14 protein-coding genes, 4 tRNA genes and 2 pseudogenes are annotated in these 16,918 nt (G+C 42.6%); 9 read left to right on the forward strand and 11 right to left on the reverse strand.

Annotated features, from left to right (window positions below):
* Positions 1-198: 198 nt before the first annotated feature.
* On the reverse strand, positions 199-873 hold the full coding sequence (locus tag FTU72_RS14900; RefSeq protein WP_004786838.1) for a hypothetical protein: 675 nt from the start codon (positions 871-873) through the stop codon (positions 199-201).
* A gap of 86 nt (positions 874-959) precedes the next feature.
* Positions 960-2,069 (reverse strand): annotated as a pseudogene (locus tag FTU72_RS14905) (CsgG/HfaB family protein); the annotation flags it as partial.
* A gap of 190 nt (positions 2,070-2,259) precedes the next feature.
* Here FTU72_RS14905 and FTU72_RS14910 point away from each other — a divergent pair.
* Positions 2,260-2,676: a hypothetical protein gene (locus tag FTU72_RS14910; RefSeq protein ID WP_164071337.1), complete on the forward strand. Its 417-nt coding sequence runs from the start codon at positions 2,260-2,262 to the stop codon at positions 2,674-2,676.
* A gap of 50 nt (positions 2,677-2,726) precedes the next feature.
* Here the strand turns inward: FTU72_RS14910 and wrbA are convergent, their stop codons facing one another.
* Complete coding sequence (gene wrbA, locus FTU72_RS14915) at positions 2,727-3,323, reverse strand: NAD(P)H:quinone oxidoreductase (protein ID WP_159122613.1); 597 nt, start codon at positions 3,321-3,323, stop codon at positions 2,727-2,729.
* 113 nt (positions 3,324-3,436) lie between these two features.
* Between wrbA and FTU72_RS14920 the strand changes: the two genes are divergently transcribed.
* Positions 3,437-4,684, forward strand: coding sequence for a YihY family inner membrane protein (locus FTU72_RS14920; protein WP_159122614.1), 1,248 nt, complete (start codon positions 3,437-3,439; stop codon positions 4,682-4,684).
* Between the two features lie 128 nt (positions 4,685-4,812).
* Here FTU72_RS14920 and FTU72_RS14925 read toward each other — a convergent pair whose 3' ends face one another.
* The 3 genes from FTU72_RS14925 to FTU72_RS14935 form a co-directional block, all read right to left on the reverse strand.
* On the reverse strand, positions 4,813-5,751 hold the full coding sequence (locus FTU72_RS14925) for a DMT family transporter (protein ID WP_180053071.1): 939 nt from the start codon (positions 5,749-5,751) through the stop codon (positions 4,813-4,815).
* Positions 5,752-6,010: 259 nt separating this feature from the next.
* Positions 6,011-6,652 (reverse strand): fumarylacetoacetate hydrolase family protein, encoded by a 642-nt coding sequence (locus tag FTU72_RS14930; RefSeq protein WP_180015265.1) that lies wholly within the window; start codon positions 6,650-6,652, stop codon positions 6,011-6,013.
* Positions 6,653-6,678: 26 nt separating this feature from the next.
* Positions 6,679-7,176, reverse strand: coding sequence for a YcxB family protein (locus FTU72_RS14935; protein WP_125279712.1), 498 nt, complete (start codon positions 7,174-7,176; stop codon positions 6,679-6,681).
* A gap of 160 nt (positions 7,177-7,336) precedes the next feature.
* Here FTU72_RS14935 and FTU72_RS14940 point away from each other — a divergent pair, with 160 nt between their 5' ends.
* The gene (locus FTU72_RS14940) at positions 7,337-8,638 is read left to right on the forward strand and encodes an SRPBCC family protein (protein ID WP_180053070.1); all 1,302 of its coding nucleotides are present in this window, start codon (positions 7,337-7,339) and stop codon (positions 8,636-8,638) included.
* A 102-nt stretch (positions 8,639-8,740) separates the two neighbouring features.
* On the opposite strand, the gene FTU72_RS14945 is transcribed toward FTU72_RS14940, so the two are convergent.
* The 5 genes from FTU72_RS14945 to FTU72_RS14965 all read right to left on the reverse strand — a co-directional run bounded on the left by FTU72_RS14945 (position 8,741) and on the right by FTU72_RS14965 (position 10,078).
* Positions 8,741-8,817, reverse strand: a tRNA-Arg gene (locus FTU72_RS14945).
* Between the two features lie 232 nt (positions 8,818-9,049).
* Complete coding sequence (locus tag FTU72_RS14950; RefSeq protein WP_180053069.1) at positions 9,050-9,655, reverse strand: dihydrofolate reductase family protein; 606 nt, start codon at positions 9,653-9,655, stop codon at positions 9,050-9,052.
* Between the two features lie 117 nt (positions 9,656-9,772).
* Positions 9,773-9,849, reverse strand: a tRNA-Arg gene (locus tag FTU72_RS14955).
* Positions 9,850-9,898: 49 nt separating this feature from the next.
* Positions 9,899-9,975 (reverse strand) — tRNA-Arg (locus FTU72_RS14960).
* A gap of 13 nt (positions 9,976-9,988) precedes the next feature.
* A tRNA-Ser gene (locus FTU72_RS14965) sits at positions 9,989-10,078 on the reverse strand.
* A gap of 260 nt (positions 10,079-10,338) precedes the next feature.
* On the opposite strand from FTU72_RS14965, the gene rnr reads away from it, so the two are divergent.
* The 6 genes and pseudogenes from rnr to FTU72_RS14995 form a co-directional block, all read left to right on the forward strand.
* Positions 10,339-12,786 carry a ribonuclease R gene (gene rnr, locus FTU72_RS14970; RefSeq protein ID WP_180053068.1) on the forward strand — a complete coding sequence of 816 codons (2,448 nt, stop codon included), beginning with the start codon at positions 10,339-10,341 and terminating at the stop codon, positions 12,784-12,786.
* Between the two features lie 78 nt (positions 12,787-12,864).
* Positions 12,865-13,446: a hypothetical protein gene (locus FTU72_RS14975; protein ID WP_179992776.1), complete on the forward strand. Its 582-nt coding sequence runs from the start codon at positions 12,865-12,867 to the stop codon at positions 13,444-13,446.
* A gap of 83 nt (positions 13,447-13,529) precedes the next feature.
* Positions 13,530-15,569 carry a M3 family metallopeptidase gene (locus FTU72_RS14980; RefSeq protein ID WP_179992775.1) on the forward strand — a complete coding sequence of 680 codons (2,040 nt, stop codon included), beginning with the start codon at positions 13,530-13,532 and terminating at the stop codon, positions 15,567-15,569.
* Between the two features lie 40 nt (positions 15,570-15,609).
* Positions 15,610-15,822 carry a YheV family putative zinc ribbon protein gene (locus tag FTU72_RS14985; RefSeq protein ID WP_171064841.1) on the forward strand — a complete coding sequence of 71 codons (213 nt, stop codon included), beginning with the start codon at positions 15,610-15,612 and terminating at the stop codon, positions 15,820-15,822.
* Positions 15,823-15,836: 14 nt separating this feature from the next.
* Positions 15,837-16,256 carry a hypothetical protein gene (locus FTU72_RS14990; RefSeq protein ID WP_034169654.1) on the forward strand — a complete coding sequence of 140 codons (420 nt, stop codon included), beginning with the start codon at positions 15,837-15,839 and terminating at the stop codon, positions 16,254-16,256.
* Between the two features lie 60 nt (positions 16,257-16,316).
* Positions 16,317-16,793, forward strand: a pseudogene (locus FTU72_RS14995) (DMT family transporter); the annotation flags it as partial.
* Positions 16,794-16,918 lie beyond the last annotated feature (125 nt).

Here is a 16,918-nt window from a genome sequence, read left to right on the forward strand (position 1 = left end):
TCATGAGAAAGCCCATATAAATGGGTAATGTACAAGTTGCTGTAGAAGCATGTTTAATTCGTCTGATCACAGATACTTTATAAAGTATTTTAATACTTTTTTGAATCCGTCAATGCGTAAGTCCTATGATATTATTATAAAATAAGAGGCCTAACTATCTGCCAATAGTTAGACCCTTGGTTTATTTTCAACAATAAACTATTTGACAGTCACAGTAATACTACCGCTGTTGACAGCACCAATGGCGGTAGTTGTGATACTGTTGTTAACAGCAGTTTGAGTTCCTTCTGCAATTGCACTTACAGATGCATCAATGGTACCTGCATTGTAAGCAATATTTGCTGCACTATAATTACTTAAAGTTTCATTGATTTGCTCACTGTAGTTGGTCGCCAGTGTAGTACTCACTACTTCTGAGATGTCTGAACTATCAGCAACCTCTGAGAGCTCTTCTACAGTTTCTGAGTTATTAGTTGCACTGGTAACTTCACTGAAGTCATAGTTATATGTCTCATCTGATACGTCTGATATCACGCTATTAAAGCTGCCTTGCTCTAGTGTAATACTACCTGTATTCGCGGCGCCAATTGCTGTAGTTTCAATCGTACCTTCAATTGAACTAATTGCATCCTGTGCTTCTCTTGATACCTCTCCTAATGCTTGTAAATCGACGCTGGCATCAACATCACCTGTATTTACTGCAAGATTCAAGGCAGAACCATTTTCCACCTGCTGAGAGATCGACTCCAGGGTCGCTTGTAAACCAGTATCTACGGTTACTTCAGTTGGTGTTTCATCATCTTGAGCATATGCCATACCTGCACCAGACAGGAAAGCGACGGATAAAGCGATTGTTTTGATCGTGTTTTTCATCGTTGTTTTTCCTTTTTTAGCTTTGAAATACTTCTCGCTCAGTATTTCTTTCTCATAATGGGAGCGAGCCCATTTTTACTGGTCAATTAATCACGCTGAGAACTTGACCAGTAATTTTCTATAACTTCAGGATTGGCATCCCACAACATGGATACTTTCTCCTCTTCTTTTTCTTTAGAATTCATTTCTTGCGAATCTTTTTTGTTCTTTATTACACCTGAAGAAGACGAAGCTTTTTTCTTACTGATATATTTAATTAAATCTTGTTTACTCATTTCAGGATCTGCTTCAGGATTCTGAATCACTTCGGATTCTTTGTTTTTAGGTGGCTTCGTATCCTTACTCGGTGAATTGGTCGATTTATTTTTTTCATTGGATGAAGAAGATTCTGTTGCAGCTGACTCCTGAACAGCAGTACTGGACGCTATACTATTTTGCTCCTGACTTTTTTTGTACTTATGCAAAGCCACAGAACTTCGTGTCAGATTGAGCTGACCATATTCAGGTGGTATTTGTGCACGACAACCTGCAAAGACTGGAGGTGGGACAACCTGACTGAGTAATTCAAAAGTGGCCAGATTCAACATTTGCCGTAAAGCAAAATTAGTCGCCTCACGTTCTCCTTTACCGATTTGAACATTTAACAAGGTACGTCCAGTAAACCGCCCGGCACTGACACCATAATCCTGTGCAGCAATCTGCTTTTGCAGCGATACATTCGCAACGACTTTACTCGTACGTGTATCGGTAAGAGATAAATCCAGACCAACCATAATACGGGTTTGACTGTAGTTCGGGCCAACACCCGCAATCTGCATATCAAATCCACCCCCCGGAATAAAATCCAGACTGTTAATACTGCCAGTCACATAATAATCAGAGGCCTGAATCTGTCTTGGATCCCGAATCCCCCACTTGGCTTCACTTTCAATAATTCGGGGATCACGTCGGTTCATTAAGTTGACTCCCGCCTGAAATAAAGCAGACTGCACCATATCTCCAGCGCCTTGAGTGACCATTTTCCCCCTACCTCCATTGGTCACCACATCTTTACCGGTTTGATCCAGAATCGCACCCACAGAGAAGCTGACATCATTACGTAATTGCCCTTTTAAACAGGATAAAGCCATATCAAAAGGGGTAAAAATATCGGTAATAGGAGGTCCTTGTACCAGTTTCACCGGTTTCTTAGTGGAAAATGCATGTATTTACAACTCAGCTAAACTTCTCTGAATAAAATTCCACTAGAATCAAATTGGTATGAAATGTTCCTGACTTCAATATTCAGAACCTACATACTGTTGAGCCGGATGTGCTGAATAATTACTTGTCTAAGTAAGGTTCCATATCACACATTTGCTTAAAATGAATAAATACTAATCGCTGATGGAAAATCCTATGCAATGTCCTAAATGTGGTTCAATGGAAATTGAGCTACGCGATCACGAAAAGAATCTGAAAAAAATTGGTGGTATTTTAATGACCTCAGCCGGCGCCACGGCCGGTACAGTGGGTGGCGCAGCCTCTGGCGCTTCAATTGGCGCTGCCATTGGTACAGTCGCAGGTCCTTTAGGGGTAATTGTAGGCGGCACGGTGGGAACCTTCGTAGGCGCAATCAGCGTAGGCATTACTGGGGGCGTGGTCGGAAACTTCTTAGGTAAAAAAGCAGGCGTTTCAGTAGATCGTAATCTGTTTCTGGATTATCAGTGTCTGAATTGCAAACACAGATTCAGTCAAAAAGATCAAAAAGATCAAAAAGATCAAAAAGATCAAAAAGATCAAAAAGATCAAAAAGAAGATTAATAAAATCAAGGAAATGAAGCTGATTCTTCATTTCCTTTTTAATTAACTTATTAAGCTTGATTGAGTTTTAAAGCAACCTCGGCCAGACGTTTGCCCTGTACTTCACACAAAATTTTCTCATCCTGGCTTAAACCTTGATCATGTCGTGGGCCACTCACATGACTTGCGCCATAAGGCGTACCACCACTTTTAGTATTGGACAGCGCTGGTGTCGCATTGCTTAATCCCATGATCATCATGCCGTGATGAAACAATGGCGGTAGCATCGTCAGTAAAGTACTTTCCTGTCCGCCATGCATTGAGCCTGACGCGGTAAAAACACAGGCTGGCTTACCATGCAAAGCACCATTCAGCCATAAGCTGGTGGTCTGATCCCAGAAGTATTTCATTTCTGAAGCCATATTCCCAAAGCGGGTGGGTGAACCTAATGCCAAAGCAGCACACTGGGCAAGATCATCTAAAGTACAGTAGATATCACCTTCTGCCGGAATACTCGGCTCTGCTTCTTTCACTACGGTCGCAATATTTGGAACAGTACGAATTTTTACAGCCATTCCTGCTGCTTCAACACCATTCGCAATCAGATGCGCCATTTCTTTGGTTGAGCCATATTTGCTGTAATATAAAACAAGGACATAAGGTTGCATAAAGTTCTTATTCATTACTTAAAAAAATAAAACTATACGGTATTTCGCAACTTTTTTGGGTAAGCTGAAGAATGAAAATTCATGATGAATAAAAAAATTGAGATTGAAAGCGCATGATCGTTGAATATTTAAAGAAGTTACCTTTTTATGAAAAACACTGGTTTCAATTTATTTTATTTGTACTACGGCGTTTCGAGGCTGACCGATGTCGTGAGCAGGCTGGTTCACTGACCTATACTACCCTGTTTGCTGTAGTTCCGATGCTGACCGTGTTTCTGGTCATTATCTCTTCAATCAGAGCATTGGAACCGGCACGACAACAGCTCCAACAGCTGATCTATAGTAACTTTTTACCTAAAACAACGATCGCTTTCGATAAAGCCCTCAATGCCTTCACGGAGAAGTCCAGCAATTTAACTATTATCGGTATTCTTTTCTTATTTATCACAACAGTACTGATGCTCAGTAGTATCGAAACGGTCTTTAACCGGATCTGGCGTGTGACTGAAACCCGCGGTGGCATTATCGGTTTTATGCGTTACTGGACCATAATTTCACTTGGTCCAATTTTGCTGGGCAGCGCCTTTGTGATTTCTTCTACTTTGGCCTCCATGAATATTCTCAGTAATAACTTTGCCGGTTATGAACTGGATGGTGCCTTTATTCTCTGGGTAATATCTTTTTCTCTGACCGTGCTTGGCTTTTTTATTCTGAACTGGACTATTCCCAATCGGAGTGTACCGCTCAAATCAGCTTTTATTGCCGGTCTGTTTAGTGCCATCGTCTTCGAACTTCTGAAAAACCTGTTCGGCTTTTTGATGTCAAACTTTACCAGTTATGAAATTGTTTACGGAGCTTTCGCAGCTGTCCCTATTTTCCTGCTCTGGATTTATCTGTCCTGGATTATTGTATTGCTGGGCGTGGAAATCAGCTATGCCCTGACTGCATTCGAATCTGGACAGGACAATAAGCGCCATCCAATCGTCATGTTGCTGGATCTATTAGAACTGTTTTATAAAAAGCAGAAAACTGGTGAAAGTGTCAGTGAAGCCCAGGCACTAGAAGTTTTGGGACGGGATGAAATTGGACGCTGGCCTAGCTATGTCAGCATGTTTGAAAAACAGAATCTGATTAAACGTACAGATGACAATGAATATGTGCTGGTACGCGATCTGGATCAGGTCAGCTTCTGGAATTTTTATCTACAGCTTCCTTATCCATTGCCGCGCAAACAGCATCTGACTGATGTGCATACTGATGATCTCTGGATGCAAAAGTTCTCACCTAAACTGAATGAAACTGATCAGTTTCTGGAAGAAAAGCTCAGTTTTCCATTATCAGAACTGTTCCGCAGTAAATAAATTCAATCCTCTCTTTTGAGAGGATTTTTTTAAATGAATTGGATCAATTGTCAGCAGATAATCATCCTTGCTGTCATTAAAGCTATAATCCAAAAAACCAGGTGTCGTCATTTTTATTGACCGGATTTTTATATAGAGGTTTGAGTCTTGATCTGAGGCACAGGCTTGTTTAACCATCCCTGTAAACTCACCAGAATCACGCCCAGCATCACCATACAGGTCCCGACAATAAAATTGATCTCGATATGCTCATTTAGAATTAACACGCCAAACAGCATGCCAAATACTGGTGTTAAAAAGGAAAATACCCCTAATCGTGAAGCCAGATAATGTTTTAGCATCCAGAACCAGATCAGATAACTGGCGAAGGAAATCACCACCGTATGAAAAATCAGGCTAGAAATAGACAAGGTCGTCCATTGGATACTGGCTTGCCCAGTCAAAAAGGACAAAGGCAACAATACCATGCCAGCGATCAGCAATTGATAGAATAAGGTTTGGGTTGCAGGCGCTTCAGCCAGCGAGCTCAAACGTACACTCACGGTCGTGGCTGCCCAGAACACGCCCGCCAGTAGCGCCAGAAAATCTCCCCATAAGGCATAAGATTGTAAAGCAGATCCTGTCTGCGGGCGCAGCAGGAAACTCACCACAATACCACTAAAGGCAAGAAAAATTCCTCCCCATTGCACATGAGACAAATGTTCCGCCGGCAGTTTCCAGTGCAAGCCCAAAGCCACAAAAATTGGTGCAGTATAGAGCAAGACAATGGTATGCGAAGCTGAGGTATAACGCAGCGCCTCACCCACCAGATAAAATTCAGCGGCAAACAGCACACCAACCAGTAAACCCGCAGATAAGTATCGTGCATTCCAAAGCTGACGGCGTACACTCTGCTGAATTAAAGGATAAACCATAAGTGCAGATAAGGCTGAACGTAATGCAATTTGCATCAGGGCAGAAATATCACTGGCCGCCCACTTCAGTACGACCTGCTGCAAACCCCACAACATACACAGTACAAACATGATGGCAGATGCTTTGACATCTAGTGCCTGACGATGATTCAAATATATTCCCGTTCTTGATTGGAGCCGCTACATACTAAAAATGTTAGAAGTAGAAGATATAACATCAAAATAGACATACGATGGGGGGATTCAGGCAATATTCGTGATGCGTAAAAAACGATTTAGACGCTATCCAATTTATATCTAGAAACTGAATGGCAACCGTGCCTGATCAGTCTGATAAATTATCCCTTGCTCATTACACTTTTCTAAACAAAATAAAGGAGCCCTTCGGCTCCTTGATCTCAAAAATCCGGTCTTACTTTACAAATGTCGTCCAGACATAATCCTGATTTTGGCCTTTTAGGGTCATTTTCAATTGATCACCCGATTGTAAGGCTGCCACCCCTGCTGGTGTACCGGTCATCACTACATCACCTTCTTCCAGTGTAAATACCTGACTAATGTCTGCCAATAAAGTTGCGATATCAAAAATCAATAAAGCTGTATCGCCTTTTTGACGCAGCTCATCATTGATCTCCAGCGTATAGTGCACATCTTTCCAGTCAGCAATCACATCACTTACTGGCACCCAGTCTGCGAGTATACAAGAACCATCAAAAGCTTTGGCCCGTTCCCAAGGTTGACCTTTTTTCTTAAGGTCATCCTGCAGATCACGTAAGGTCAAATCCAGACCTAAAGTCACAGCACCAATTGCCTGCAAAACTTTGGCAGGATCATTTTCCTTGCTTAAGGTACGGTCAATACGCAAACTTAGTTCACACTCATAATGACAGTTACCCCAGTCCGGATTCCATTCAATACCAGCATCCAGTGATGTCAAAGCACTCGGTGGCTTGATAAACAGCACAGGACGATCAGGTACCGCATTTCCAAGCTCTTTGGCATGGTCAGCATAACTGCGACCGACACAAACAATTTTCGATGGACGTGTACTCATGATCTCTTTCCTGTTCTTGATCTGTCTTATTTCTTGAAGGTATTTTCGAAAATGCTTTGCTCAGTACCATCTTTAAAGGCACGTTTTGGCACAATCACCACTGTACGGTTTTTCAGTTCCAGCATATAGGTCAGCTTGCCGATAGCAAAACTTTGTACTTCATTATAATGCACGACCTTGCTACGTCCGTTATTGAAAATTTCTGCATAGTCCTGAAACAGGTCAATGCCTTGTTCACTTTTTCCAAACTGATATTTTACAAACTGGCGCTTAAACATCATCGGCAGGAACCAGTAGCGCATGATGCCCTGTAAAATCAGGAAGAAGGCACCCAATGCCACATAATAACGGCCAACCCCATTCAGGCCCATTGAAAAGCCCCAGATAATAATTCCGATGCTAACCAAAGGCGTCAGAAACCGTGAAATCTGTTTTTTGCCAAAAGTGGCCAGGGCAAATCCATCCTGAGATTCTTCTAGAGTGAGATAATAACGGGTGGATAAAGTCGGTGCTGACTCAGTCATAGCATTACATCAAAAATATAAAATCCTGATCCATACTATATCAAAATATGCTTAAAACTCATGGCTTATGCTATCAATTACATAACTTTGCTTTGGAAATAACTGAATTTAGTTTTAAATAAATCATCATTAAAACAAAAAACACACAATAGGATATTGGATGAAAGGATTGATCCCCTATTTGCTGATGAGTAGTACCTTATTTGCAATCTCACCGGCTTTCGCAAAAATAACGCCATGGACCCCTAATCTGCCAAGCAGTCTTGATGTATTTCAAGGCAATTCTCAGCAACTGGCCGAACTCACTGGCGAGCGTATCCTAATTTATGCGCATCCTGCCAGCAAAACCCATCTACCGACTTTTAAAACGGCTTCTAGTAGCAAATCCCAGTTTTATAGTGCGGCTATAGTCTTGCCTGCATCCGAAGCACAAGTCGAAAAATTACTGCAACATTATCCGAATTATATCGGCCTGTTTCCGACCCTGAAATCCGCCAAAGTGATTGAACAGCACGGTAGCATTCAACAAGTCAAATATCAGGTGCATATTCCCACTCCAATCCCAGTCTTAAACTTTAAAGAAACTGTAGTGATGCAGCATCATCTGGAAAATAACAGTATCAGCACACTAATTCTGGACGCGCCAATTCCCTATGGGGCCGGAAAGCTGGAATGGTTTGCACTGAGCCCCAATAAAACCTTAGTAACGGTGACGCAATGGGGTGATCTAAACCAGCCGCAAGGTTTTCTATTTAGCAAGATTCTAAATGCCCTGCCGGAAGCCAAACTCGGCATTCCTGCTGGCACCAATGCCTTTCTGCTTGAAGCTTTACAACAGCGTTTTAAATATCCTGCTGCTACAATTTTAAATACGGCAATACCCCAAGTTCAGCTCAGCAATCAGCAAACTCAGAAAATTGCCCAGCTTAGTCAAAAATCAGGACAACCTGTCAGCTTTATTTTGCCCAATTATCAGGTCAAGGCCGGTAAAGGTTCAGAAAATCTAAGATTCAGTACTACCTATCAATATTTCTCACATCCAACTGAGAAGCTGCAGCCCTGGTTATCGGCTCAGGCCAGCCAGAAACTCTTTCCGCGACAAATCAAAAAAGTGGAACTGAACCCAGTCAACCCGCAAAGTATTGATGCCAACTACAAGGTATCAGTCGGCTTAGGCGTCATTCAGATTCCCTTTAATTTTAAAATGCGTTTTGAACAGCCAAATACCTTACAAAACCAGTTCTATGCCAATGGCGGAGATTTAAAATTTGTACGAGGTGGAATGAAGCTTTTGCCACAATCTCAGGGAACGCTATTCCAGATCACCAGTTCCATGAAAATTCATGATCAGGCGCCTTTTTTACTGAAAGCCATGCGCAGCCTTCCCTATCATGACATGTTGCCGGCAGTTGGTGGCAATACCGTCTATGCCTTAAAAGTACAGCAAAAATTAAAATCTTAAGTTTATTTCTAATTATTGGTTTTTTATATGAAAAATTAAAAAACTGAAGACGTAAAAAAACCGCATCAATGTGCGGTTTTTTTTAGTATTCTTTATCAAGATTGGTGCGCTCAGAGAGATTCGAACTCCCGACCCCTTAGTTCGTAGCCAAGTGCTCTATCCAGCTGAGCTATGAGCGCGACGTCTTGATGGGGTGCATTATATAGAGTTTTCAGCACTTGTTAAGTGTTTTTTAATAAAATCACAACCGAACGTACAGTAATTAAACGATACTGCAATATTTCAGTTTTTTTAATGAAAATTCCTGCGGATTTAGAGTTAAAAACAATAACCCAGACTTGGCGAGATTTCAGGATTAGCTAAATTAATCTTTCAGTTACCTCATATTCATTTGCTCACAGCCTAATAGAGCTATTCCCCAACCAGACCAGTTTTAACCTTGCCTGCCCGCTGATAACAGCTCAATACCACGCCATTTGAAGTCACTTGATGATCTGTCAGTGCAAATGCTGCTGGCATAGAGTCTTCAGCAAATAGACGTTTTCCTTTGCCCAATATTATAGGAAAGGTCATTAAATAGAGTTCATCCACAAGATCATGTTTAAAAAGCGCCTGTACCACTGCAGCACTGCCATACACCCGAATATTCCCCTCCCCTGAAGCCTTCAGGTTAATGATCTCATCAATACTTTTTAGAAAGATCGTATTTTGCCAGTCCGAGTGATCCAAACTGGTGGATAGCACATATTTATTCACTTCATTAATTCCTGGCCAGTCTTCAGCATGCTTCGGCCAGTAGGGTTCAAAAATCTGAAAGGTATTCTTACCAATCAGGATATCGGTGGACTGCATCCACTTTTGCATGATGCGATCAAATACTGAATCGGGTTCAGTACTAAAATACGGCGCCATCCAGCCACCATATTGAAAGCCACCAGATGTATCTTCTTCCGGGCCGCCGGGTGCCTGCATTACACCGTCTAGAGTCAGAAATTCCTGGACAATAATTTTTCTCATCACCATGCCCTTATTTTTATTGAGTTATCTAGGATTTATTTTTAGCATGTGATTCAGGCGGATTCTGTAAATTTTAGGCACAAAAAAACCGCAACATGTGCGGTTCATTGTTCAAGTTGGTGCGCTCAGAGAGATTCGAACTCCCGACCCCTTAGTTCGTAGCCAAGTGCTCTATCCAGCTGAGCTATGAGCGCGTAACTTGTGTCGTCTTTATTAGACTACGTTATTTTCCGATTTACTTATTGGTGCGCTCAGAGAGATTCGAACTCCCGACCCCTTAGTTCGTAGCCAAGTGCTCTATCCAGCTGAGCTATGAGCGCGACATAAGTAAAGTGGCGGTGAGAGAGGGATTCGAACCCTCGATACAGTTACCCGTATGCGTCCTTAGCAGGGACGTGGTTTCAGCCACTCACCCATCTCACCGTAACGTGCCGCCATAATACAAATTTCGGCATAGCACTGCAAGCACAGCTTGAAAAAAAACTGCATATTTTTGCTCGTTTAAATACTTTTTAAACAATTTCCCTGTTTTTAGTCATTTAAGTCCTGAAAAACCCGATAAATTTCCAGTTATCTAAAATTAGCCAAAAATCGAAAACTTAAACAGATTATTGCAATCATTTACGTGCAGTCTGCACTGACATGACTTATGCTAAACCTATCTCCAAGGACACTTTAAAGATATGATGAAAAATTGGGTCGATCCTGAAGCAAAAGCTGAAGCCGAACGTTATGACAACCCTATTCCAAGCCGTACCCTGATTCTCGAAACTATAGAAGAAAAAACTGCCCTGTCCCATGCCGACCTGGTGGAATATTTTGAAATTGCCGATCAAAAAAGTATTGATGCCCTGAGCCATCGTCTGATTGCGATGGTACGTGACGGGCAATTGATGAAAGACGGTTACAAGTTCCAGATCGCGGCGGAACAGCCTGAGCATGAAGCAACGGTATATATCAACTCCAAGGGAAGCGGCACAGCCAATATTTCAGGTGAAGATGACCTGCTCTTACCTGAACGTGAATTGCGTCAGGTCTTTAACGGTGACCGTGTCAAAGTCCGTCAGACCTCAGTAGACCGCAAAGGTAAGGCCTGGGGCTTTATTACCGAGGTTTTGCAGCATCGTGTCAAACAGATCATTGGTAAAGTGTCTGAATATGAAGGCGAATATTTTGTTCAGCCAGCTAATCCAAATGCACATCAGCCTATTACTCTAGAAAAAGAGCTGATCGAGCATGCCCAGGTCAAAGTCGGCGATTCAATCCGCGTGGCAATTGATACCTACCCAACCAAAGAAGAATTTGCGACTGGCCATATTGTGCAGTCGATGGCAGACAAAGCCGATACCGAAATCATCATTCCACAGACGATTCTGGAATATGGCCTGCCATATGAATTCCCTGAAGAAGTCTTGAAAGAAGCGGAAAGCTTTAAAGAGCCTTCTGCCAAAGACCGTGACGGCCGTGTCGATCTACGTGATTTAGCGCTTGTCACCATTGACGGGGAAGATGCACGTGACTTTGATGATGCGGTCTATGCAGAAAAACGTCCGGGCGGTGGTTATCGTGTCGTCGTGGCAATTGCTGATGTGAGTCATTATGTACGTCCGGGCAAACCACTGGATGATGAAGCGCAAGAACGCGGGACATCCGTGTATTTCCCACACTTCGTTTTACCAATGTTGCCTGAAGCACTCTCTAATGGCCTGTGTTCATTAAATCCGAATGTCGATCGCCTGTGCATGGTCTGTGACCTGAAACTGTCACGTGCTGGCCGAGTCACTGGGTATGAATTCTATCCTTCAGTCATGCATTCCAAGGCACGTCTGACCTATGATCAGGTCGCGAAGTATTTTGAAGGTGACAGTACAGCAATCACTGAAGATCGTAGTGTACGTAAATCACTAAATACCCTGTTCCAGTTGTATCAGATTCTAAAAGGCTTACGTGCTGAACGTAATGCGATGGAATTCGAAACCATTGAAACCTATATGACTTTCGATGAGCTGGGTGGTATTAATGAGATTCTGCCACGTACCCGCAATGACGCGCATAAGCTGATTGAAGAATGTATGTTGCTAGCCAACGTTGCAGCAGCTGAATATGCATTGAAAAATGAAATACCGATGCTGTACCGGGTGCATCAACCCCCTGAGTTCTCACGTATCCAGAAAGTTCGTGATTTCGTGAAACTGCTGGGTCTGCCATTCCCGGAACAGCCAACACAAGCCGATTATCAAGCGGTGATTGAAGCGACCAAAGACCGGATTGATGCGCCAAGTATTCATGCCGTGTTATTACGTTCCATGATGCAAGCCTATTACGGTGCCGACAATGCTGGCCACTTTGGTCTGGCCTATGAAGCGTATACACACTTCACCTCTCCAATTCGCCGTTACCCGGATCTGTTATTACATCGTGCTATCAAAGCTCATTTGAGTAAAAAGCCATATCCAATTTCAGGTGCATCTTTAGATGATGCCGGTGAGCATTTCTCAGCGACAGAACGCCGTGCTGATGAAGCCTCCCGCTCTGTAACGACCTGGCTGAAATGTCACTATATGCAGCAACATCTTGGTGAAGAGTTCGTCGGAATTATCAGTGCAACGGCTGAATTTGGTTTGTTTGTCACGCTGAAAGACCTCTATGTCGATGGTATGGTGCATGTTAGCCAGTTGGGCGATGACTTCTTTGTCTTTGATCAAAGCAGCCAGAGTCTGGTCGGCCAGAACCGTGGCCAGATCTTTGGTCTGGGTGATGAAGTCAAGATCAAGGTCGCTGGAGTCAATCTGGAAGAACGCAAAATTGACTTTGAATTGATCCAGCAACTGACTCATGCGGGTCGTCCAATTCGCGCCCGTGCTCCACGTGTCGCAGAAAAAAAACCTGCACCACGTCCGGAAGCAAAAGAGGAAGTCTTCAATAATCATGAGCGTGTGCAAAAAGCCCAGCCCAGTGATGATGGAGAACAGCCCATACGACGCAAAAAAGACAAATCCAAGCCCAGTTCCTACAGCAAAAAGCCTGCTAAAAAATCTGCAGGAAAGTCTGAAGCAAAGGCTAAAGATAAAGTAAAGAAAAAAGCCAAGATCAAAAAGAAAAAGTCGAATGCAAAAGCCAAGACTGAATAATTTCTGATGATCATAAAAAGAGCGCTACGGCGCTCTTTTTATTTTATAATTCAGTTAAATAACGACTAAAAAAATATCATGCTTATTGCATCAAATAATAAACAGCATTTACATATCTATGCGATTCTAATTTTTACGATTTTGATCCTCAGTGACTTTATTGCACTCAAGTATTTTAATTTTGTAGCAACGCCACTTACGAATTATTTTGCATTGATTATAAGCTGTGTCATATGTATTGGAATATTGCTGTATTTTATAAGACTCAAACAGCATGGTTTATGGTTTCCACCTTATCATTGGCGTAATTTCAGAAAGTGCCCCAAATTTTATAGTCTTTTTATCTTTCCTTCGGTCATGATCTCAGCACTTTGGATTAATCTGACCACCTATCCACCCTATCTTTATACGAAGCTGACAGGCGAAACTAACAGTATTTCGATTACTACTCAGGCTGGGAAATTCAAAGGTGTTCGAAATCATATCTCTTATGCCTTTGACACAGAATATAGACATTTACCGGTTATGGAGTTATCTGCTTCTGAGTTTCTGCTTTATCAAAATAAACCCGTTGAACTACAGCTTAAGCTTACAACAAGTAATTTAGGCAGCATTGTGCATGAGATTGAAGAGATCAGGATCCAGTCTGAAGTCGAATAAATAATACCGTCGTATGCTTGATTTCCCTGCCAATAAGCCCTACATCTAGATTTAACACAGGAAATGACTTCGGCAGAAACGACATGACATTAGAAAAAGCAACTTTACCCGTTCCACAATTCGATCAGATTACGCTGGCAGATCTTAAACAAAAAATTGAAAACTGCATTCAGCAAGGTTTGCAATTTCTAAATGAACTGAACCAGACACCTGATACTGTCCAGGAACAACTTGCTGTTCTGAAACAGGTCGACACGCTAGAAAATAATATGAGCGAGTCCTGGGGTGTTTTGTCGCATCTCAACGCAGTCATGAATAATAGTGAAACCCGTGATGTCTATCAGGCATTATTACCGGGTCTAAGTGATTACTATACCCAGTTGGGCCAGCATACGGCGCTATATCAAACCTATCAGCATGTACAGGATGCACCGGTCTTCAATGAACTGCCGGAAGCTCAGCAAAGTGCAATTAAACTGGCGCTACGTGACTTTAAATTGTCAGGTGTGGCTCTAGAGGGTGAAGCCAAAAAACGCTATGCAGAAATTTCTGCACGTTTGTCACAACTTTCCTCAGATTTCTCCAATCATGTACTGGATGCAACTCAAGCTTATTTCAGACCGCTTAAGGAAGAAGAATTAGCGGGCCTGTCTGAAAGCAATATTGAACTCTTAAAACAGTATGGCCAGCAACGTGAACTGGATCAGCCGGTTGCCACTTTAGATTTCCCGTCTTATCTGGCAATTATGACTCATGCCGAAGATCGTGGCCTGCGTGAAGAACTCTATAAAGCCTATACCACACGCGCGTCAGATCAGTCCGAACAGACTGAATTTGACAATACAGCCATCATGGAAGAAATCCTGAAATTACGTCAGGAAATGGCAGCACTATTAGGCTTTAATAACTATGCCGAATATTCACTGGCCAGCAAAATGGCGCCAAATGTCGAAGCTGTTGATGAATTCCTGCGTGATTTGGCGGAACATGCCCGTGCGCCTGCTGAACAGGAAGTGGCTGAACTGAAAGCCATTGCTGCTGAAGATGGCATCACAGAATTAAAACCTTGGGACAGCAGTTACTATTCTGAAAAGTTGAAAATGCAGCAGTTTAATCTGTCTCAGGAATCGCTAAAACCCTATTTCCCGGCTCCAAAAATCTTGCAAGGCTTGTTCAGTATCCTGAAACGTTTATATGACATTCAGGTGGTTGAACGTGAAGCGCCAGTTTGGCATCCAGATGCGCGTTATTTTGAACTGGAAGATCAGGGCGAAGTGATTGGCGGTTTCTATTTCGATCTCTATGCACGTCAGGGCAAACGTGGCGGTGCCTGGATGAGCGGCTTCCGTTCACGCATGCAAATTGCTGAAGGCCTGCAAAAACCAATCTGTTATATGGTAGCAAACTTTACTCCACCTGTGGGTAACCGCCCTGCACTACTGACTCATGATGAAGTAATTACCCTGTTCCATGAGTTTGGTCATGGGCTGCATCATATGCTGACAGAAGTGGACAATATTGCCGTGGCTGGTACACATGGCGTGGATTGGGATGCTGTCGAACTACCAAGCCAGTTTATGGAATTCTGGGCTTGGGATCAGGACAGTTTAAACCTGCTCAGCGAACATATAGAAACCAAGGAAGTCTTACCTGCTGACTTGTTAAAAGCCTTGCTGGATGCCCGTTTCTTCCAGTCCGGTATGCAAACTTTGCGTCAGCTGGAATTTGCTTTATTTGACTTAACCATTCACCGTGCCAATCCGGCATTGAATGCTGAACAGATTCAGGCAACCTTGAACGAGATTCGTGAAAAATACGCTGTTTTACCTACTACAGCATATAACCGGTTCCAGCACAGCTTCAGTCATATCTTCGCGGGTGGATATGCAGCGGGCTATTATTCTTATAAATGGGCAGAAGTTTTGGCCAGTGATGCCTTCGATCGCTTCGAAGAAGAAGGAATTTTTAATACTGAAACTGGAAAGCAGTTTAGACAAAAAATTCTAGCAGTTGGCGGAAAAGATACAGCACTTGACGCATTTATCAATTTCCGCGGACGCGAGCCAAAAATAGATGCTTTGTTACGTCATCAAGGTTGGACGAACCGCTCTAAAAACGCTTAAACTACGTTTTTAAGTAAATCACAGGGTGAGTATGATGGCTATCAAACGTCGTTTCATTGCAGGCGCAAAATGTCCTAAATGTCAGGCGTTGGATCGGATCGTTATGCTGACCTCTGGTGAAGCTGAATGGATTGAATGTATCGAATGTGGGTATGAAGAAAACCGTCCTACCCATATCGAGGAACCTGAGTCACCAGCCGTTCCGGATGAAATTGGTGTGATTCAGTTTAAACCCCGTCAGCCAAAAGAATAATTTCGGGAACCTAAATGACTCTAGATCATCGACAAAATCCTAAACTTTTATGGGGAATAGTGAGTGGATTAATTGTTGTGATTATTGCTGTTTTAATAATTACACAGTTTTTTCTCACGCAAAATGAAACATTACCAGCACATCAGGGTGACTTGATGCATGCACCGGTGACACAAGCCGCACCTAAAGCAGAACCTGAACCAGAAGAAATTGTGCCTACTTCTGAAAATGTTCTGGTCGATGCCTCTATTATAAGAGAAGAAGTCACTGAGAATGCCACTTTGGCGAAAGAAGAAATTGCCAAACTGGAAGATATTCAGCAACAGCTCAATGAGCAGGAAAAAAGCCTGAAGCAACAGCATAGTGATGCGGATGAGCTGATTAAACTCAAAGAGGAACAAATCAAGTTACTCGAAGCACAACTGGCACAATAGTCGGAATGAGTTAGGGATTTTCAGCTAGAATATCCACAGATTTTCCAGCTAAGTTCCCTCATGAGTGTAGCCTCTCCCTCGCATCTGGTTAAGGCAATTGTCTTTCTGACCTGTTCCGCCTTCTTGTTTTCAGTCATGGGCGTCTGTATCCGCTTTGCCTCACACACCGTTGACAATGCCACTGTGGTATTTTTCCGGAATTTTGTCGGCCTGTTTATCTTTCTGCCGTTAATCTTCAATAAAGGCATTAGTTTTTTTAAAACTGAAAAACTCTGGATGCACACCTGGCGCTCTGTCGCAGGTCTGACGGCGATGTATGGATTTTTCTATGCCATTGCACATTTAAAGCTCTCCAATGCCATGGTCTTTACCTATTCCTCACCAATTTTTATTCCGCTGATTGCTTGGCTGTTTCTAAAAGAAAAAGTCACTCAAAGCATGTTACTGGCTGCTGCGATCGGTTTTATTGGCGTGTTGTGCGTAGCTAAGCCTGATTCCGGTTTATTTAACCTAATGTCTGTGATTGGCTTGAGTGCTGTTAGAAACCATTTAAAGTGTCTATATTCTCACCAATAAAAATGTCTAGTTTATGATGGTTTTTACCATCATGGACTGGATATAAATTAGAGATGTTGATCACTATGTCTGACAAGGAAATTCAA

The organism is Acinetobacter sp. YH12137 (assembly GCF_013418535.1).
Taxonomy (GTDB): domain Bacteria; phylum Pseudomonadota; class Gammaproteobacteria; order Pseudomonadales; family Moraxellaceae; genus Acinetobacter.

Bases quoted from the DNA above. Each gene is read 5' to 3' on its own strand.
- FTU72_RS14900 (WP_004786838.1), bottom strand. From the start codon at position 873: ATGAAAAACACGATCAAAACAATCGCTTTATCCGTCGCTTTCCTGTCT.
- FTU72_RS14910 (WP_164071337.1), top strand. From the start codon at position 2,260: ATGGAAAATCCTATGCAATGTCCTAAATGTGGTTCAATGGAAATTGAG.
- wrbA (WP_159122613.1), bottom strand. From the start codon at position 3,323: ATGCAACCTTATGTCCTTGTTTTATATTACAGCAAATATGGCTCAACC.
- FTU72_RS14920 (WP_159122614.1), top strand. From the start codon at position 3,437: ATGATCGTTGAATATTTAAAGAAGTTACCTTTTTATGAAAAACACTGG.
- FTU72_RS14930 (WP_180015265.1), bottom strand. From the start codon at position 6,652: ATGAGTACACGTCCATCGAAAATTGTTTGTGTCGGTCGCAGTTATGCT.
- FTU72_RS14935 (WP_125279712.1), bottom strand. From the start codon at position 7,176: ATGACTGAGTCAGCACCGACTTTATCCACCCGTTATTATCTCACTCTA.
- FTU72_RS14940 (WP_180053070.1), top strand. From the start codon at position 7,337: ATGAAAGGATTGATCCCCTATTTGCTGATGAGTAGTACCTTATTTGCA.
- FTU72_RS14950 (WP_180053069.1), bottom strand. From the start codon at position 9,655: ATGAGAAAAATTATTGTCCAGGAATTTCTGACTCTAGACGGTGTAATG.
- rnr (WP_180053068.1), top strand. From the start codon at position 10,339: ATGATGAAAAATTGGGTCGATCCTGAAGCAAAAGCTGAAGCCGAACGT.
- FTU72_RS14975 (WP_179992776.1), top strand. From the start codon at position 12,865: ATGCTTATTGCATCAAATAATAAACAGCATTTACATATCTATGCGATT.
- FTU72_RS14980 (WP_179992775.1), top strand. From the start codon at position 13,530: ATGACATTAGAAAAAGCAACTTTACCCGTTCCACAATTCGATCAGATT.
- FTU72_RS14990 (WP_034169654.1), top strand. From the start codon at position 15,837: ATGACTCTAGATCATCGACAAAATCCTAAACTTTTATGGGGAATAGTG.